General features: G+C 41.0%; 19 protein-coding genes and 1 pseudogene. 5 read left to right on the forward strand and 15 right to left on the reverse strand.

Going from position 1 to position 18,031, the window contains the following annotated elements:
• Positions 1-290 precede the first annotated feature (290 nt).
• Positions 291-1,136 (forward strand): alpha/beta fold hydrolase, encoded by an 846-nt coding sequence (locus BLT18_RS16975; RefSeq protein ID WP_091276746.1) that lies wholly within the window; start codon positions 291-293, stop codon positions 1,134-1,136.
• 79 nt (positions 1,137-1,215) lie between these two features.
• Here the strand turns inward: BLT18_RS16975 and BLT18_RS16980 are convergent, their stop codons facing one another.
• The 9 genes from BLT18_RS16980 to BLT18_RS17020 form a co-directional block, all read right to left on the reverse strand.
• Positions 1,216-2,934, reverse strand: coding sequence for a DUF6044 family protein (locus tag BLT18_RS16980; protein ID WP_091276748.1), 1,719 nt, complete (start codon positions 2,932-2,934; stop codon positions 1,216-1,218).
• Entirely contained in the window at positions 2,931-4,058 is a 1,128-nt protein-coding gene (rffA, locus tag BLT18_RS16985; protein WP_091276751.1) for a dTDP-4-amino-4,6-dideoxygalactose transaminase, read from the reverse strand. The genes BLT18_RS16980 and rffA overlap by 4 nt, the downstream gene beginning before the upstream one ends.
• A 59-nt stretch (positions 4,059-4,117) precedes the next feature.
• Complete coding sequence (locus BLT18_RS16990; RefSeq protein WP_091276754.1) at positions 4,118-4,483, reverse strand: EamA family transporter; 366 nt, start codon at positions 4,481-4,483, stop codon at positions 4,118-4,120.
• Positions 4,484-4,503: 20 nt separating this feature from the next.
• Positions 4,504-5,175, reverse strand: coding sequence for a GNAT family N-acetyltransferase (locus BLT18_RS16995; RefSeq protein ID WP_091276757.1), 672 nt, complete (start codon positions 5,173-5,175; stop codon positions 4,504-4,506).
• Between the two features lie 19 nt (positions 5,176-5,194).
• On the reverse strand, positions 5,195-6,181 hold the full coding sequence (locus BLT18_RS17000; protein ID WP_091276759.1) for a glycosyltransferase family 2 protein: 987 nt from the start codon (positions 6,179-6,181) through the stop codon (positions 5,195-5,197).
• Positions 6,168-7,202: a dTDP-glucose 4,6-dehydratase gene (gene rfbB, locus BLT18_RS17005; protein WP_091276761.1), complete on the reverse strand. Its 1,035-nt coding sequence runs from the start codon at positions 7,200-7,202 to the stop codon at positions 6,168-6,170. The genes BLT18_RS17000 and rfbB overlap by 14 nt, the downstream gene beginning before the upstream one ends.
• Positions 7,202-8,128, reverse strand: coding sequence for a glucose-1-phosphate thymidylyltransferase RfbA (gene rfbA, locus BLT18_RS17010; RefSeq protein ID WP_091276763.1), 927 nt, complete (start codon positions 8,126-8,128; stop codon positions 7,202-7,204). The genes rfbB and rfbA overlap by 1 nt, the downstream gene beginning before the upstream one ends.
• A gap of 304 nt (positions 8,129-8,432) precedes the next feature.
• Entirely contained in the window at positions 8,433-8,840 is a 408-nt protein-coding gene (locus BLT18_RS17015; RefSeq protein WP_091276765.1) for a DUF4395 domain-containing protein, read from the reverse strand.
• A 263-nt stretch (positions 8,841-9,103) separates the two neighbouring features.
• Positions 9,104-9,487 carry a DUF302 domain-containing protein gene (locus BLT18_RS17020; protein WP_091276767.1) on the reverse strand — a complete coding sequence of 128 codons (384 nt, stop codon included), beginning with the start codon at positions 9,485-9,487 and terminating at the stop codon, positions 9,104-9,106.
• A 146-nt stretch (positions 9,488-9,633) separates the two neighbouring features.
• Between BLT18_RS17020 and BLT18_RS17025 the strand changes: the two genes are divergently transcribed.
• Complete coding sequence (locus BLT18_RS17025; RefSeq protein ID WP_091276769.1) at positions 9,634-9,822, forward strand: hypothetical protein; 189 nt, start codon at positions 9,634-9,636, stop codon at positions 9,820-9,822.
• A gap of 460 nt (positions 9,823-10,282) precedes the next feature.
• On the opposite strand, the gene BLT18_RS17030 is transcribed toward BLT18_RS17025, so the two are convergent.
• Positions 10,283-10,690 (reverse strand): DoxX family protein, encoded by a 408-nt coding sequence (locus BLT18_RS17030; protein WP_091276771.1) that lies wholly within the window; start codon positions 10,688-10,690, stop codon positions 10,283-10,285.
• A gap of 384 nt (positions 10,691-11,074) precedes the next feature.
• Here BLT18_RS17030 and BLT18_RS17035 point away from each other — a divergent pair, with 384 nt between their 5' ends.
• The gene (locus BLT18_RS17035) at positions 11,075-11,713 is read left to right on the forward strand and encodes a class I SAM-dependent methyltransferase (protein WP_091276773.1); all 639 of its coding nucleotides are present in this window, start codon (positions 11,075-11,077) and stop codon (positions 11,711-11,713) included.
• A 15-nt stretch (positions 11,714-11,728) separates the two neighbouring features.
• Here BLT18_RS17035 and BLT18_RS17040 read toward each other — a convergent pair whose 3' ends face one another.
• The 3 genes from BLT18_RS17040 to BLT18_RS17050 form a co-directional block, all read right to left on the reverse strand.
• Positions 11,729-12,142 carry a universal stress protein gene (locus tag BLT18_RS17040; RefSeq protein WP_091276774.1) on the reverse strand — a complete coding sequence of 138 codons (414 nt, stop codon included), beginning with the start codon at positions 12,140-12,142 and terminating at the stop codon, positions 11,729-11,731.
• Between the two features lie 277 nt (positions 12,143-12,419).
• On the reverse strand, positions 12,420-14,423 hold the full coding sequence (locus BLT18_RS17045) for an acyltransferase family protein (RefSeq protein WP_091276776.1): 2,004 nt from the start codon (positions 14,421-14,423) through the stop codon (positions 12,420-12,422).
• Between the two features lie 214 nt (positions 14,424-14,637).
• Positions 14,638-15,306: a protein kinase domain-containing protein gene (locus BLT18_RS17050; protein WP_091276777.1), complete on the reverse strand. Its 669-nt coding sequence runs from the start codon at positions 15,304-15,306 to the stop codon at positions 14,638-14,640.
• Positions 15,307-15,859: 553 nt separating this feature from the next.
• On the opposite strand from BLT18_RS17050, the gene BLT18_RS17055 reads away from it, so the two are divergent.
• Entirely contained in the window at positions 15,860-16,729 is an 870-nt protein-coding gene (locus BLT18_RS17055) for a DMT family transporter (protein ID WP_091276778.1), read from the forward strand.
• 341 nt (positions 16,730-17,070) lie between these two features.
• On the opposite strand, the gene BLT18_RS17060 is transcribed toward BLT18_RS17055, so the two are convergent.
• Complete coding sequence (locus BLT18_RS17060) at positions 17,071-17,283, reverse strand: ATPase (RefSeq protein ID WP_091276779.1); 213 nt, start codon at positions 17,281-17,283, stop codon at positions 17,071-17,073.
• 157 nt (positions 17,284-17,440) lie between these two features.
• Positions 17,441-17,686 (reverse strand): annotated as a pseudogene (locus tag BLT18_RS17065) (helix-turn-helix domain-containing protein); the annotation flags it as partial.
• 126 nt (positions 17,687-17,812) lie between these two features.
• Between BLT18_RS17065 and BLT18_RS17070 the strand changes: the two are divergent.
• The coding region (locus BLT18_RS17070; protein WP_139184763.1) for a helix-turn-helix domain-containing protein at positions 17,813-18,031 on the forward strand (219 nt) is incomplete at its 3' end.

Consider the following 18,031-nt stretch of genomic DNA (forward strand, 5'->3'; position numbering starts at 1 on the left):
CACAGGACGTGCTTTCACAGGATGTGATGACTTCTACGTTGCACACAGGACGTGTGCGTTCTTAGTAGAAGTTTCTTACAGAAGTTCCTTACAGAAATTCCTTACAGAAGTTCTTTCACCGCAGCTGAACCTCTTTTTTTCCGGGATGCTTGCTTATCCTTTTCTATCATACCACGGAACAACATCGAATCGAGCAGTTAATGCTTTCCTTAAACAATGACTATTCTATCATTCTCTGAATGTGTGAAAATGTGGTAAAATTATAAAAGAATATCGCAGGAGGAGTAAGAATGCTTAGCAAGTGGCGAAAGCCGAACAAAATCACTCTTTTGCTGACAACGATATGTTCTATTGCAATTGGTGCCTTGTTGATTACAGAAGAACCGAAAAGTTACTCTCAGCAGTCTTCTAACCTCACCCCCACGTTATTCCTTCACGGTTTTAAAGGAGGCCCGGGATCGTTCAACACGATGCTTGAGCGTTTTGAAAAAAACGGCTGGGGGAAGAAAGAAAAAGTATTTTATGTAAAAGCGGATGGAACCATCAAAACAAAAGGAACCCTGCCGGCAGATGAGCGGCCATTTATTCAAGTCATTTTTGAAAATAACCGAGCAAGTCTCGCGGAACAAACCAGCTGGATCCAAAAAATTATGAAAATGCTCCGCCAAACGTACAACGTTCAGGAAGTGAACCTAGTGGGCCATTCGATGGGCGGCTTAACGTCCACTAATTTTCTGTTACATAACCAGAAAAACACTTATCCTCATGTGCAAAAACTAGTTGTTATGGGAAGCCCTTTTCATGGTATTAACAAACAACGCTATTTTGACGTGAATACCGGAGAAGCAACCGCAGACTTAAAGCCAGATGCACAGTCACTGCAAATCATGATGAACAGCAAAAATACATTTGACCAGCATGTTGGCGTATTAGCGATTGCAGGCGTGACGAGCCCAACGCAAACCGACGGTCTGGTTCATAAAAACAGTGCCCTTGGCATCAAACATATCGTTCCTGATTCTAACTATCAAGAAAAGGTTTTTTATGATATACGTGCTACACATTCGGGATTACATGAACATAAGGGTGTTGATAGAACAGTTGCTGCCTTTCTGTGGGAATATGACCATAGGTAGAAAAAATTACTTATTTATGAAACAACCTCTTCATATTAGCAGGATAGCCTGATTTTTCACGCCCCAGGCTATCCTTTTTTCATGAAGACACGGGTTCATACAAATAGATACGCCAAGGCGAATCTTCTCTTTCAAAAACCTCAAGCAGCTCGAGGCTGCTGTCTTCCGCATTTTCCAGCTCCACAGCAGATAAAACATAGTCGCCGCCCATTTGTTCAAAGGCATTTGTATTAAAATCAAGGTCATTTATGCTTTTATTTTTATCCTTTGTCATTAAATAATTTTTGCCGATTTCATCTAGAAATACATAGACGCGCCCGCCCCATGTGTCATAATAATTTTTTAATGTCTCATTTTTCTCCAATTCTCCTTCGATTATTTTACGGAACTCATGTTTGTAAGATAGAGGATACATCGTTACATAAAAATCAAGCGTATGCATTCCATTATATTGCGTGACAGCTGGATGCATCCCAATACTTACGACACGATAATCTTCCGGGTCTTCGCCTATATAGGACTTAATATCATGAAATAATTCCTCAGAGTAAAATTCTTCATACGAAGGGTAATCAATGCTTCTGTATTTTATCTCATGGTGCTGATTGATTAATACACCCAGCTGGCAAACAATCACAATAAGCGTCAGCCAATATCCATATTTGATTCTTTTCATGATCACAGCCAATGCTGCAGCAAACAAAATGTACCATAAGACGGCGTTCAGCAAATGTACCCGGCCAAAATTAAACGTATTAAACAGAGAATGAAAATCTTTTAGTACACGCATTCCTTCCCAATACCATAAAGCATACCAAAAAGAGAATATGACGATGAGACCGAGTAAAGCTGGCAGCAACCGATCCAGCTTGGAAAATCCCGGATGGGTGGTTTGTTTTTGAAAAAACTGCTTCAACCATTTTCCTAGTATTAAAACTAGAGCAAATAAAACAATATAGATAATAACATATTGATGCAGAGACTCTGAGTGGGTATGAGCAGTCGTAAGGTTTTCAAAGAACAACGAAAGCGTGTCTTGAAAACTGTTATGCCCAAGCGAAAATTCATCACGGTGCGCAGCAAACCCTTGTCCGAGCAGCATGCCTTGTACTAAGCGGTATTGTTTTAACAGAAATATGACACCCATTAAGACAATGGCAAAAAGAAACGTTCCATTCCACTCTCTTTTTTTCCACCAGTCTATCAGCCACAGCACTCCCATGAAGCCGAGGAAAAAACTAAAAGACAGCACCAGCAAAGAATAAAAAGGCAGTGTAGTAATAATAAGCCAATCTTTCCACGATGACTGCCGGCTGCGAATATTTAAAAAGGCATATAAAGCAAGCGGGATTCCGGCAATGCTCAATCCGCCAAACGGCCAGAAAGGAAGAAGAGAAAAGGCCAATGCCGACCCAACAGGAACAAGCGGATGAACATCGTGATAACGAAAGACGTGTTTTTTCAACAGAAGATACATTCCGATAAATGCAATAAACCGCATCAAAAAGGCATTTATTGTATATGCCGTAAACGGTTCAAACAATGAGAATAATAATACAAACAGACTCCACTCTGTATCTAATGCAGCCCGGGGGAGTCCGTTCATCATGTTTGGTATAGCGGCTTGATTTTCTGCAAACACTTTCCCGCTTTCAACTAGTGTTTTGTACCAAATGAGATTGGAATCTAAATTATCATGTATTCGTACATGAGAACCTTCTCCTAAAAGAAGAAGCGGAGACAGATATAGAAATATTCCTATCACGCTCAAAGTAAGGAGTGTTTTCTCTTTCATCATCCATAAAAACTCCTTACCGTCTCAGCTGTGGCGTGAACATCTCCTTCTTTTAAACCATAAAACAACGGCAGCCTTAACAAACGTTCACTCTCTTTGGTTGTATATCGATCCTGTCCGCGAAACTGCCCAAAACGTTTGCCGGCCTTGGACGAATGAAGAGGAATATAGTGAAATGCGCTGGCAATTTGATGTTGTTTTAACCAATCCATTAAGGCTGTCCGCTCTTCGATGTCTTTTGTTTTCACATAAAACATATGGGCATTATGCTCACACTCATCAGGAATAGACGGAAGCGTTATTTTCCCTTGTTCAGCTAAAGGAGCGAGTTCTTGGTAATACATATCCCAAACGGCTTTCCGTGCTAGATTGATGGTATCTGCCTGTTCTAATTGTGCGTATAAAAATGCTGCATTTAAATCGCTCAGCAAGTAGGAGGACCCTACGTCCACCCACGTATACTTATCAACTTGCCCTCGGATATACTGCGATCGGTTTGTTCCTTTTTCTCTTAAAATTTCCGCCCGTTCTTTCCATATAGTGTTGTTTATTAACAGCGCTCCGCCTTCTCCGCTTGTATAATTTTTTGTATCATGAAAACTAAAACACCCAAAATCTCCAATGGTGCCCAGTGCTCTTCCTTTATAGGTGCTCATCACTCCTTGTGCGGCATCTTCAATCACGCATAGATTGTGTTTATTTGCTACCGACAAGATCGCGTCCATCTCACACGCCACTCCGGCGTAATGAACAGGAACAATCGCTTTTGTCCGTTCTGTCACAGCATCTTCCAGCACTGTCTCGTCCATGTTCATAGTGTCCGGTCGAATATCAACAAACACAATGTCTGCTCCTCGTATGACAAAAGCATTTGCTGTAGAGACAAACGTATAAGAAGGCATAATTACTTCGTCTCCCGGACCAATATCTAAAAGCATCGCCGCCATTTCTAAAGCGTGTGTACAAGAGGGTGTCAATAACACACTCGGGCAATCAAAACGCTCCTCCATCCACTGGCGGCATGCTTTCGTAAAAAGACCGTCACCTGATAGTTTCCCATTTTCCATGGCCTCCTGCATATACGCTTGTTCTTTCCCCGTAACAGGCGGTTGATTAAAAGGAATCATGTTCGGGTTCTCCCTTCTTTATTACAGCGGTATTGTCTGCTTGTATTATTTGCATAGATTTAAGCTGATTGACTAGTTACGACGATACCAGCCATGATAAGGATAAGACCGGCAACTTTATGAATGGTGATAGTCTCTTGAAATAGAAAAATAGATAAAATGAAAACGAGCATAAAAGACAAGCTCATAAACGGATAAGCATAACTTAAATCAAACTTTGTCATCGCAGCCATCCAGAACAGCGATGCGACAAATGCCGAAAGGAACCCTGACAAAATTAATGGATCCAACAAAAGCTTCAACAGATAGATCACTTTCTCCCGAAATTCCTCAGGAAGACTTCCATAAGCGGAGATTCTCCATTTGAGCATAATTTGGCCGTAAACGGTGAAAAAGATCGTGCCAAAAATATAAACATATCCCACGTCTAAAACCCTCTCTACTACTACTCATTCAATTTATGATAAACATCCACAGCATCTTGAAAGGTAAAGCCTAACGAAGCAACCAAATTCACCATAGCAAGATTGGCAGCTGAAATAGACGTTTTAATCTCCGTGTGTCCTTCTTCAAATAAAGAATTCATAGCTCGGCTCCAAAAATATTTTGCTAATCCACGGCCCTGATACGCTGATTTAAATGCTTGCAGCAGCACTTGGTTTCCTGAAAAAGCGAAAAATCCCGCGAGGTCATCTTCATAGAAAAGTCCCCACACATTTCCTTCATCATACAATTGATTCAACCATTTATCATAACGGTCATCAGCGCTGCTTGTCGGCAGTTTAAAGTCACGATGAAACCTTCCGTGTTCGTATGCTCCTTTGGAAACTGCCAGTATCTCTTCCCTGCTTACATCTTTGCGTAACGTTAATTTTTCGTCTACAAACGGAGTGAACTTTTCTTTTTTACATACAGGCGTCAGAAGTGTATCCGTGTAATAAAAACCATATTGGTGAAGCAGCTCTTTTGACTCTAATGGATTTACTTTAATCGTAAAGTGTCCTCTTATCTCATTGCTTTTCTTCAGTGCTTCTGCAGAATACTGAAGCAGCTCGTACGTATCCTTTTTCAATGCGGGTCTGTCCCAAGGAGTCTCACGCATCATCATTTGTGTCATACTTGTTTCATCCTTTCTTTCAATTACTTCCTGTTTTCGGCCGGTTCATGGTCTTTTTTACATTGTTTTCATCAAAACCGACTGACTCTTGAATGATATAAATCGGCCTGTTTTTTACTTCATCAAATACTTTGCCGATATAAAGCCCCAATATGCCTAAGTTGGCAAACAGCAAACCGCCGATAAAATAAATCGATACCATCATGCTTGTCCAGCCCGGTACCGGCTCAAACATAAAAAAGTATTGATACATTAAATATAAGCCGTATATAACGGCTCCAAAAGAAAGCAGAAATCCGAATTTTATCGATAAACGCAGCGGTTTATTAGATTGTGAAACAATGCCTTCTATCGCTAAATTCATTAGTTTTGACAAGTTATAAGAAGAAACACCGTACTCTCGTTCTTTATGCTTTACGTTCACTGATGCGGAGTGAAAGCCCATCCATTTAATAAACAATGGGAAGTTGCGGCTTTGTTCCCGCAGCTGCCTGAAATTTTGTATCACCTTTCGAGAGGAGATGCTGAAGTTTGCGATAGCGGGATCAGTCTTGTTTTCGGTAAAATAATCATACACTTTATAAAATAATTTGGAACTCATTTTTTTGAAGAAACTGTCGTGACGGATGTGCCTTCTTGCAAAAACAACGTCATAACCTTCTTGCGCTTTTTCATACAACTTGATGATTTCTTCCGGCTGATCTTGTAAGTCACAGTCCATCACTACTACCCAGTCACCATTTGTTTGATCGAGTCCCGCCGTAATCGCAGCATGTTGACCGAAATTTCTCGCTAAAGAAATGCCTTTAACACGCTGATCTTTATGAATTAACTGCTGAATCACTTCCCACGACTGATCAGGACTGTTATCTTCCACCATAATCATTTCAAATGATAAGGAATGTTGTTCAAGTGTATCTTTTATACGGCTGTACAATTGAATTAAACAGTCGCCACACCCATACACAGGTGTGACAACGGAAATATGGGGATTAGAATGTTTCATGATGAACATACCACTCCACTGTTTTTAAGATTCCTGATTCAAAATCCTCTTCTGCTCTCCAACCGAGTTCGTTTTCTATTTTGCCGGCATCAACGGCATAACGCCGGTCATGCCCTGGACGGTCTTTCACAAATGTAATCAGCTCTTCGTAACTTTTGATCGTTTCTGCTTTCTTTTCCGGTATCAGTTCATCAAGCACGCGGCAGATCTTTTGGGCGATATAGAGATTGGTACGCTCATTTTTGCCGCCAATGTTATAGGTCTCTCCCGTTTGTCCAGAGTGAAACACCAAATCAATGCCTTTACAATGATCCAGCACATACAGCCAGTCTCTTACATTCTGGCCGTCTCCATAAATAGGAATAGGCTCGTGCTGCAATGCTTTTCTAATAATCGTCGGAATCAACTTTTCACGGTGCTGCTTTGGGCCGTAGTTATTCGAACACTGGGTTGTTACAACATTCAGCCCATACGTACGGTAATAACTGCGGACAAGCATATCAGCACTTGCTTTGCTGGCACTATAAGGGCTGTTAGGAGCATACGGAGACTGCTCGGTAAATGCACCGCTTCCTTCAAGCGAGCCATATACTTCATCCGTTGAAATATGGTGAAAGCGAGCATTTTCGTAACCAGGGCGTACTTCCCCATCTGCTGTCATCCATGCATTTTTTGCCGTGTCAAGCAGGATAAAGGTACCTCGTATATTCGTTTCAATAAATGCTTCCGGCCCCGTAATAGAGCGGTCCACGTGAGATTCTGCCGCAAAATGAATGACACCTTGTATATTATATTTTTCAAATAGTTCTTCAATCAGCTTTCGGTCGCAAATATCGCCTTCTACAAATAGGTGATTGGGCAGGTTATTGAGCCGCTTCACTTCTTCAGCATCGGCAGCATACGTCAGTTTATCTAGATTGAGAACCGTCGTATCTGGATATTTATGAGCAAAATAGGACACAAAATGAGCCCCAATAAACCCAGCACCGCCTGTTACAAGAATCGTTTTTGTGTTATCCATTATTTCATCAATTCCAATCGGTGATCGTCATTTGTATCATTCCAGCTTCCAGCATTCTGCGCGCGGTCCACAACGTGAAGCAAGTACTTTTTATAATCATGGTTTTTCATGTGTGCCACACGCTGCAACACCGCATCCCGCGATATATAATTCATGTAATAAGCAATTTCTTCTAAGCAGGCTACTTTAAAACCTTGTCTCTTTTCAACGGTCTCAATAAATTGCGAAGCATCAAATAAAGCTTCTGGTGTCCCCGTATCCAGCCACGCAAACCCGCGACCTAACAGTTCTACGTTTAATTCACCTGCTTCCAGGTAAGCCTTGTTCACATCCGTAATTTCAAGCTCTCCTCTAGCGGATGGCCGTGTTTGTTTTGCTATATCGATGACTTTATTGTCATAAAAGTATAAACCGGTCACCGCAAACTCTGACTTCGGGTGCTTTGGCTTTTCTTCGATAGACTGCACCTGCTGCTTTTCATCAAAAGCTACAACTCCATACCGTTGCGGATTGCTGACTCGGTACCCAAACACCGTTGCTCCTTGTTTTCGTTTAGCGGCCTTTTGCAAAAGCGGAGTGAACCCTTGCCCGTAAAAAATGTTATCACCCAAAATCAAGGCTACATCGTCATCTCCTACAAATGACTCTCCAATCATAAATGCCTGAGCCAATCCGTCCGGGGAGGACTGCACTTTATATGACAAGGAAATGCCAAATTGACTGCCATCTCCAAGCAGCTCTTCAAACCTCGGGGTATCTTTCGGCGTGGATATAATTAATATTTCTCTTATGCCTGACAGCATCAACACCGATAACGGATAGTAAATCATTGGTTTATCATAAACAGGCAGCATTTGTTTGGATATACTCTTTGTCATCGGATATAACCTTGACCCGCTCCCACCAGCTAATATAATGCCTTTCATTGTGGAAACCTCCTTATGTGAATCACACTTTTTTCTTCCTTACCCTTCTGTCTTTATAAGAAACATGTCCCATACAGAGGTGTATCAAGCTGTTAGAGATTTTTACATATTTTGGACTGCCCCGTTTCCCCCCTGCGGTGACACGCTTTGTTGAAATGTTTCTATTCCCTATTGAAGTTCAAAAAAGTGTCAGGAAGATGTCATTTTATAATTTTTTAGAATGTTTCAAACTAAACCACAAATGTAAGAAAAAGTCATCATAAAAAAAACAGCCCCGCAAAAGCGAAGCTGGGCACTATACGATTTATGCATTCTCTTTCTTGTATTTCCACATCATATACCGATAACGAATCGTACAGCCAATACAAAATCCCATTAACGCAACCCCTGCAGCCAGCAGCACCATCACACTGAAAACGTAGCCTGCTGCATGCCAGCCAAGATAAAAGCAGGTAAGCGATAATCCTAAACAAATAACAGCAATCCATTGGTTGAACCGCTGCTGCTCCTTATCTTCTTGAATGTATTGATCAGCCGGCTTTGATAAAAAACGTTTTCCTACAGCCATAACAGGGTTTTGTTTCGTTATTAAAGAGTACAAACCGACGAAAAGCGGCACCGCCAAAAATATCTCGTGCCAAACAAGTGCTGTCAAAACAGTGCCTGCAATGAAACTTTGATTGCATTGTACAAGCGGCTTTGGAACCCCCATGTTTTCTCTCTCCCTTATTCTCGCGTATTACACCGTGAAGTATGTCATTGTCCTTTATCGTTATATTATATATGTTTATCACATATCCAGCTAGACATGACGAGTAAGGTATGTATAATAATTAATCAATCGTTTGATTGATTTTGCGAAACAGGTCAGAACACGATGACACAACAAGCACGCCAGGTTCTTCCTGACGTGCTTGTTTCTATAAGAAACACAGCGGCAGCTAACACTACCAGCGGTATGCCTCCTTCTTATTTTTACACTGCCTTATCGATGCAGGTTTTCATGCGTTGTTCAATGTCTTCGGCTATATCTAACAGTTGTTGGTTTTCCATATGGCCAATCAGCACTGTAGGCTTTGGCATACTAATCGTCGTTTGGCTGTTCTCTTCAAAGACGATAACCTTACAAGGAAGAAAGTTTCCAACTAGTTTATCTTCAGTTAATACCTTTTCTGCTTCTTTTGGATTGCACACTTCAAGAATCTTATATTCAGATGAAAAATCAACACCTTTGTTTTGAAGAGTTCCCTGCAAATCGAAATTCCACAACACTCCGAATCCTTCTTCTTTCAATGTGCCTTCTAATGCTTGCACTGCTTTTTCTACTGTTTTTGGAGTTTGCATACTGTAATGAAACATTACTTCTCCTCCTATTTTTTGACTTCCATTTTCCCTATACCCTTACACGTACATTATTTAAAACACAAATATGTATTTGCACACGTTACAAACCATGCTATAATTCAAAGTAAACAAATAGGGATAATAAAATTAGGAGGGTTCTTATGCTTTCCAGACTTTTTCGTGAAGCATGTCCGGTATGTAAAAAGACATTGACAGCAAAGTCCATGCCCGCCGGCGCCGTGACAAAATACTGCCAGGACGGCCATTATCAAAAAGAGTTCCACCCTTCTATGGAGACATATGTGGAAACAACAAAGCATGAGACTTTTTCGTCCATACAAGCAAAATAAGCGGCCGGTGTAACGATTGACCGTTTCCGTAATAAAAATGAGCAGTGCAATTGAAAAAATAAGGTTCTCGTACACATGTTGGGGTGAATATATTGTGTCCTTTTTCTTCTTACCTAGCTGATGATGATTAGACGGAAAGCCTGCGGGGCGTCGGCTAAGACCAACCATATCGTGTGGCTGACGCCGACACTAGCATGTCCTGTGCGTCGAAACAACAGCTGAAAATCCCACAGGCAGCAGCAAGCTGCCGAGGAAGTTGAAGCGTTGCCCGCGGCAAGCGAGCCTGAAGAACCATCCAGGATGAGAGAATATGATGGAAGGCTTATAGACAGAGAGGGGCCGTCAAAGGGTCATTTTTATGACCTTTTGATACAGCCCCTTTGTTCCTTGAAAGGTATAAAATGGAAACGTGGTAGATTCACCATCACACAATGGCGAACGAACACAAGTGCAAGTTTTCTCACATACTTTGATCTTTCAATACAGAAAGGTCTGGCAGTGAGAATGGATGTCTTCTAATTCCAACAAGAATAACAGCTGCGATCAATAGTATAAAAGCCTGGGTATAGCTGCTTAAAAACCACCCGTCATGATATGGAATGACAAATAACGCAGCAATAATAGGTACTATTAAGGAAAAAGCAGATATTCTCACAAACATCCCGAAGACCAGCATAAGGCCGGCCAGCGTTTCAATAATAGCCGTTGGATGGACCAAAAAACCCGGCAGTACAGACGCATCAAATACAGCGTGGAATTCACTGACTGTCCATAGCTTTTCTATTCCAGATGCAAACATCACCCCGCCCAACAAACAACGCAGCACTAACAGAATACCCTGCACAATCATTGTAACCATATCAACCATTCATTCCTTTCTGCTGAGAAGCATAACAGATGATTTTATTGTTATCTTACTGTCTTACAAACTACAGAAACAAGCATGTCCCAAAGAAGGTCACAAAACACTCATTATTTTCGTACGTACCTCAACAACAGCTTTATCGAATGTGCCTGTATGATTAGCATTTCCTGTCTTTCGCGTATTAATCAAACGTTTGATTGAAACATTAAACCATAAAAAAACTGGCTTTCCGCCGAGTTCTACGCACCATAATCTTTATCTGCTGCAAGGAAAAGAAATACACTGTTCTCTTTTGGCTTTTAAAAAGCGGCAGCTGTTTGATAAACAGCTACCTTTCGTATATGATGAAAATTATAAACAATACTCTATTGTTAGCGGTGATTTCATTTGTTAAAAGATACAGGCGAGCGCATTATCCCTGAAAATATGAAGCCTGATAACGGAATGCTGCTCGAACATATAGCACGTTATTATTTTGCCATGCCTTACACGCACGGCCGTGTATTGGACATTGCTTGTGGTGCTGGATATGGGACGAAGATGGTGGCTAAGACACGTAAAAAGTACATATCGAATATTTACGGGGTAGACATCGATGCTGACGTAATTCGCTATGCAAACAAGATGTATTATCATCCATTGCTTGCTTTCCATACGGGTGATGTTCTCAAGCCGGATTTAGTAAAAGAAATAGGAACTTTTGATACGGTTATTTCATTTGAAACGCTCGAGCACGTTCCAGATGACCGCCAGTTCTTACAACGCATTCTCTCTCTTGTCAAACCTGGAGGAACACTTATTGTATCCACGCCATTTGGCAAAGGTCGAGGACAACCTTGTCAGTCGCCGTTTCATTATTTTCAATTAACAGAAGCAGAGTTCCAACAACTGTTTTTCGACACCCCTGCTATAGAACATGTACAGTTTTTTTATCAGCAAGGCATCGCCTTTGAAACCGTCAAACATCCATCTATCCGTTATCCAATGGGGATTGCAGTGGCTGCAAAAGCAGCAGCAGAGAGATAAAGACGCCCGCCCGTCTTATTTGACAATCATCACAGGACAGTTTGCCCGTTTGGCAACTTTATGACTTACACTCCCCAGCACCATGCTCTGCAGATTGTTTAACCCACGGCTTCCTAATACGAGACAATCATACTTATCTTCATTTGCATATTTCACAATCGCAGGGCCAGGTTCTCCATGTAAAAAAGAAATGGTATAACTTATATCTTTCTTGCGATACCAGTCTTCTATTTGCTGAAGTCTTTCGCGCCGCTTCTTCTTAGCCATTTCTTTATCACCTGTCTGCAGCACATCCGACTTCGACTGTGACCCATCTACCACATAGATCACTTCAATGGTGCCATTGTTTTCGAGCAAGCCAGCCGCATGTTGTGCTGCACGAAATGAGTGATCTGAACCGTCGGCTGCTAAGAGTACACGCTGATACATAGAAAACCCTCCCCTTTTGAATTACCCCCGCCTAACAATCTTGTAGTCTGTTGAAGCAGGAGTCTCCTCGCCTGTTAACAGTAAAGTTACATCTATATTATGAAAATTGCCCCTGTCTGTAAAGCAAATGTGAAGAAAATGTAAATACAGCTTTCTATGTAAAAAATATGACTGGTGCCCGGGCAGAAGGATATTCAGCTAAGAGGGAAGATGATATTCCACCACAACCGTTATAGAACCTAAAAAAGCGGCCCGTTTTGTAACAGGCCGCTTTTGACTACTCGTTTGTTTCTATTTTCTCTAACGCGTTTACAATGTGCTTTTTTAAAGCAGGTGATAATGTCAGGGAATACAGCGTTGTGAGGTGGTGCTTATCACGATACACAAGCACGTTCCCTATCACCGGATCACATGAATCTTCATCACAAAAGTACTCCGATAAATCGGCAAATGTAACGTTGTCTGGAATCCCTTCTGTATTTTCCCATGGAGCGACATCTGCCAGTGCTTCGTCTCTTGGAATTGCACATTGTTCCGGTCCTTTTTCTTCCACACACAGCGGAATATCTTCGGCCATTCTAGGGTTATCGCGAACAGCAAATATTTCTGTCACTCCCTCTAGCTTTTTCCACTGGTTTATATATCCTTGCGGCACGGTTTCCCCTCTATTGACATTGGCTGTGGTAAACACTAAATCTGGTTCATCTTGTATCAATGGTTCCACCACATCTTCATTCCACTGCATACAAGACTCGTTCAGCTGACCATCAAAATCATTATCGGAAAAGCGGCAGCCATCTTTATTGTATACATCTATTTGTAAAGAGAGCTCGTCCGACATTTCTTGAAGCGCCGGGAACCAATGTCCGGAGTGTGAACCGCCGACAAGTGCAATAGTATACTCGGGATTTTCGGTGTCCCCATATGAACATTTCTTCACTTCCGCGTTATTTAATCCTGAATAGCATTCCGTTTCCTCGTAAAACTCCGGCAAATGGTCTTTTGCTTGAACAGAAGTTGGAATCGGGTCTTTATCCTCGCTCGGTGTGATACCATCTGATATCACACGTGCACCGGGGTAATCCTCTACGTCGTAATCTTCTTGTACTTCTCCCTGACTCTCTTCAACATACGCTCCCCACGTGATACCAGTCGCAATCACTGGAGCCATAAAACAAGCTAAAACAGCTGCCAGTTTCCCTTTTGACGTTCTCACACTAATACCTCTAATAGGGGATTCTAATATTTTTGTCGACGCCACCGATAAAATAAACGCTAAGACAAGGATGAGAATTCCACCTTGCGCGGTAACAACGTCTGCATCGAAATACGCATAATAAAAAATCAATAATGGCCAATGCCACAAATAGTAAGCATAGGAAATGCCGCCGAAATATAAAAATGGTTTTGAACCTAGTAATCGTTCTACACCAAAACGGCTGCCGTTTTCCGCTGCGATAATCACGAGAATAACACCTGTTGTCGGCAGTAACGCCACGTATCCAGGAAACACATTCGCCACCGGCAGCATAATCCCGGTTAAAGAAATAATCGCTAAACCAAGCCAGCCGATAACGGTACTGATTGCTTTAGGCAGTGTGACATACGAAATCAATAAAGCCAGCATACCACCCATGCTGAACTCCCACACACGGGCAAACGTATCAAAGTAAGCCCACGGCTGATTAACGTTGGTTATGTAAATGGAATAGGAAAGAGACGCTGTAAAAATAACCCCTAAAACCACTAATAATGTCTTACGAACAGGAGTTTTCAACACTTTCCTTGCTAAGAAAAAAACCAACAATATTAAAAGCGGCCATGTCACATAAAATTGACCTTGAATGGAAAGCGCCCAAAAGTGTTGAAACGGACCAGCTTGATTGTTTTGAGCAAGATAATCGACTGCGCTCGTTGCTAACTGCCAATTTTGGTAATAAAACGCCGAAGAAAATGTTTGGGCAATGGTTTCCTGCCACTGTGCCTGCGGCAGCATTAGAATTGATAACAGCGCAATCACCAAAATGACTGTAAATGCCAGCGGGAACAGCCTTCTCGCCAGCCCCATAACATATTCAGTCATGTTAATTGTGCCTTGTTTTTCCACTCTGGTTAACAGTGATGTTGTAATCAAATACCCTGACACGATAAAAAAAACATCCACCCCACCGGATACAGAGCCTAACCAAATGTGGTATATCGCAACCAGGAAAGCGGCTACAGCTCTTATTCCTTCAATTTCAGGGCGGAATTTCTTCTGTGGAACCTGTAAGTCAGTCATGTTATGCATCTCCATTTAGCATTCAATGAACGTGCAGAGACAAAATTTTCATATCTCTATCCAATTTATTGTCGCATGTATCCCTTTGCTTTTCAAGAATACATGCTGCCCCTCCATTGAATCGTTCTGTATACTTTTTCTCATTCTCTCAAAAAAAGCACATTTCTTCCTCTAAGAAGCTCCTTATTTCCAAGAGACTTTTTGTACATTCTTATCATACTTGCCTTAAAGATTTTAAAGCATTAATAAATGCCTGTGCTGATTGATACTTATATCGTATGGCATTCATCAAAATGCGTTGCAGCTGTTTATCCGGCAAACGAAAGGTATGAGCATGTTTGGGTACAACGCCGTTAATCAAATATATACACATAAGTGCAGCTTGGTACAAATCTTTTTTCCTATATTTAATATCTCTAGTGCATTTTGCTTTATTAAAATCAATTACTTTAAGATTTGCTCGTTTGTCATTAGCTGTCATTACATTTTTTGGGAGAAGGTCATTGTGTACAATGCCTCGCTGATGAAGGTAATGAATCGCTTTTAATATATCGATAAGTACTCGAGTGGCTTGTTCAGGACTTCTTCTTTTGCCTTTTTTGTAAAAATTACATGTTCCAATCGTCTTTCCTTCAATTTTTTCCATAACTATATACCCTTTTTGCCCTAGGATGAAAAATTTATAAAAGTCCGGTAAATATTTGAACTTTCCATAACTTCTCATTATAAGCGCTTCCTTTTTTGCAACGCTGATATTAGATAGCTGTTTTATAGCAACTTTTTGTTTGGTGTATATGTCATAGCCAAAATACACCCTTCCGTAAAGCCCAATTCCTTTTGGTGTGGCATCCACTTTGTACTGGTCCCACTGTGCAGCTTCCATGTTTTTTCACTCCCGCATTTGCACTTCACAACATTGTATGAAAGGAAGCACATGGATGCATGGACGCTGCCTGCATGTTTTAAAATGCATTTAAGCGTATACATCTTTCCAGGCTGATTCGTTGTATAAGTACAGGGAGTATAAATAATGAAAAAGGAAAATGTGCTGGCCTCCTACCTTATTCATTAATGTGCCCTGTATGAAATGAAAAAACGTACGAAGCTCTTAAACATAAATCAAGCTTATAGCATTAATGCCCTCCTTAAGATGCTTTTGTCTGAATCGGTAAACCTTTACTGTTTTTATCTCCTGACCGTAAATTTTCATAGATGCTTTTAGAGGATACCGTCCTTTCATATAGGATACGGGCAGACTTACGTTTAAATATGAGCGTGTAAAGGAATTACCGTTAATACCTTTTTTAAAAACATACGTTTGATTAGGAGCGTAAAACGAATTGTTTGGCCCTTACATTTACGGTATTAAGGTCATATTAGGTATCTAATAGCGTAATCAAACATTCGCACTATTACTTATCTTTAGGAGGCATACAATGAGATTTGCAGGTGTAGGCTTCGTTATGCTAGCCGCTGTATGCTGGGGCATTAGCGGAGGAATTGCCGATATTTTAATGACCAAAGGCTGGGATCCTATTGTGATTTCACTTTACCGGGGAGCTGTTGGATTTATATGTTTTTTTGCGTGGTTTCTCTTTCGCTTTAAACAAAATTGGATCTTCTCGCCTCGTTTATACACATGGTCCCTGGTGGCAGGTGTTGGTGTTGCTGGAAATTTCACTTTTTATTTTCTCAGTATCCAATCCTCAAGCGTTGCTGTTGCCGCTACTTTGATGTACACCGCACCTGTATTCGTCCTTTTAATCTCCTTTTTATTACGAATAGAACGTTCAACTTTGTTTAAATGGGGATGCATTTTCGGTGTACTTATGGGAATTATCCTGCTTACAGGTGCCTACAACACCGATTCGATTGCAGTGAGTTTTCCAGGGGCGGCAGCAGGGCTTGCTGCTGGCCTTTCCTACGCATTGTTTATATTCGGGTTTAAAAATGCTTCTTCTATCGGAAAGCCGCAGACTGCATTAACGATCGCCTTTTTTTCATTTTGTCTCATCCTTTTTCTTTTTACGGACAAGGTTGAAGCAGCTGCTGTCGTGACGTCAAGCGACATAGGATGGTTTCTTCTATTAGGGATCTTGGGTGCTGGGATTTCATTTATATTTTATATTATTGGTGTTCGCTGGACTGCCCCCACAACTGCTTCGATGGTTGCCATGGTAGAACCGGTGACAGCTTCATTATTTGGCGTTCTGCTTATCGGAGATCAATTGACGGTCATTCAACTTCTTGGAATGGTGCTCATCCTGGCTACGATCACCATACTTAGTGTGAAGCAGTCCGGCTGAGAAAGTTTACCTTCATTCAACTAAGTAAAATACAGTCACTAAAGAAAAAATACGCCTCTGTCATTGCAGCCGGCCGGAACAGTCTCCTATATAGCATGAATACATTTACTTTTCTACAAAAATTAAGATTATAGAAAGGAAACACTAATTATTAGAGCCATGGAATGATAGCAGCGTCTTCTCTTACCAATAACCATTCATAGATACCTTTATCTCGAAATGGAGCTTTTCATCCCCCTGCCTGCTGCTTGAATAAAACGATAGGAGCTGCCGCAACGACAACTCCTTCTTCCATTCTTTCGCCCAATAATTGAACACTCAAGTCTTTATCTAAACCAATTTCAGGATTTATCCTTGTTTCGTTTCTTTTTGACGATACGTTCACTGATAAAGCCTGCTAATATCCCAACAGCTATTGGCAGCAGGGAAATTTCAACATTTGATAACGACATTCTAAATACAAGAAAATCAACATCAGCAGTATTGCCTATCCCATAAAGCAAAATGATCGTTCCAATAGAGGTGATTAGCGGAATCCAAAAAAGTTTATTCATAAAACCCTCCTCGTATTACAATCAATCTTCTACACTTTATTTAAAATCTTATGCCATGGAAGGGTCCAATTAATCAAAAAACAGGTTAGAACGTATGCATTTCTTACGCCCTTTAACGGAAAAATTGAAATCAAGATAACCGTTCTCCTGTTCCCTGCTATTTAGCCTGAAGAAGCTCCTTTTTATAGGCAAGCGGAGTCATATTCATTTTCTTACGGAACTTACTAATAAAATAACTCGTACTATTAAACCCAGCTTCGTAGGCAACTTCCGTCACATTAGAGTCAGGTTGCTGAATAAGAATTAAACTTTTCTGGATCCGATAGTCTGTGACGTAATCAAAGGGTGTTTTTCTAAGCATTTTTTTGAAATACCTGCAACATTCAGATCGACTCAGTTGACCAGTGTAACTGCTAGACTAAATTGAACAGTTTCCGCTTGATAGAATTGAACACTTTTTTCTGGAAATTCACTCCTGATCAGTTAAGCTTGAAAGGTATGTGACAACTGAGACGGAGGGGCGAAGAGGGTGAAAAAATTAGAAAAGCATGTATATGTTCATCAATTAAAAAAGGAAGGGTTTAGTGTTTCGGCTATAGCCCGAAAATGTAATCTATCAAGGAACACAGTGTACTCTTATCTCGAAAAGGATTTTGAAGAAGCCATGGATTGGGTGAATCAATTGCAGACGAGAAAACGAATCCTTGATCCTTTCCAGGATCAAATTCTAGGTTGGTTAAGAGAGCAC

It is taken from the genome of Alteribacillus persepolensis (genome assembly GCF_900099605.1).
GTDB lineage: Bacteria > Bacillota > Bacilli > Bacillales > Marinococcaceae > Alteribacillus > Alteribacillus persepolensis.

Bases quoted from the DNA above. Each gene is read 5' to 3' on its own strand.
- BLT18_RS16975 (WP_091276746.1), top strand. From the start codon at position 291: ATGCTTAGCAAGTGGCGAAAGCCGAACAAAATCACTCTTTTGCTGACA.
- BLT18_RS16980 (WP_091276748.1), bottom strand. From the start codon at position 2,934: ATGATGAAAGAGAAAACACTCCTTACTTTGAGCGTGATAGGAATATTT.
- rffA (WP_091276751.1), bottom strand. From the start codon at position 4,058: ATGATTCCTTTTAATCAACCGCCTGTTACGGGGAAAGAACAAGCGTAT.
- BLT18_RS16995 (WP_091276757.1), bottom strand. From the start codon at position 5,175: ATGACACAAATGATGATGCGTGAGACTCCTTGGGACAGACCCGCATTG.
- BLT18_RS17000 (WP_091276759.1), bottom strand. From the start codon at position 6,181: ATGAAACATTCTAATCCCCATATTTCCGTTGTCACACCTGTGTATGGG.
- rfbB (WP_091276761.1), bottom strand. From the start codon at position 7,202: ATGGATAACACAAAAACGATTCTTGTAACAGGCGGTGCTGGGTTTATT.
- rfbA (WP_091276763.1), bottom strand. From the start codon at position 8,128: ATGAAAGGCATTATATTAGCTGGTGGGAGCGGGTCAAGGTTATATCCG.
- BLT18_RS17015 (WP_091276765.1), bottom strand. From the start codon at position 8,840: ATGGGGGTTCCAAAGCCGCTTGTACAATGCAATCAAAGTTTCATTGCA.
- BLT18_RS17020 (WP_091276767.1), bottom strand. From the start codon at position 9,487: ATGTTTCATTACAGTATGCAAACTCCAAAAACAGTAGAAAAAGCAGTG.
- BLT18_RS17025 (WP_091276769.1), top strand. From the start codon at position 9,634: ATGCTTTCCAGACTTTTTCGTGAAGCATGTCCGGTATGTAAAAAGACA.
- BLT18_RS17030 (WP_091276771.1), bottom strand. From the start codon at position 10,690: ATGGTTGATATGGTTACAATGATTGTGCAGGGTATTCTGTTAGTGCTG.
- BLT18_RS17040 (WP_091276774.1), bottom strand. From the start codon at position 12,142: ATGTATCAGCGTGTACTCTTAGCAGCCGACGGTTCAGATCACTCATTT.
- BLT18_RS17045 (WP_091276776.1), bottom strand. From the start codon at position 14,423: ATGACTGACTTACAGGTTCCACAGAAGAAATTCCGCCCTGAAATTGAA.
- BLT18_RS17050 (WP_091276777.1), bottom strand. From the start codon at position 15,306: ATGGAAGCTGCACAGTGGGACCAGTACAAAGTGGATGCCACACCAAAA.
- BLT18_RS17055 (WP_091276778.1), top strand. From the start codon at position 15,860: ATGAGATTTGCAGGTGTAGGCTTCGTTATGCTAGCCGCTGTATGCTGG.
- BLT18_RS17060 (WP_091276779.1), bottom strand. From the start codon at position 17,283: ATGAATAAACTTTTTTGGATTCCGCTAATCACCTCTATTGGAACGATC.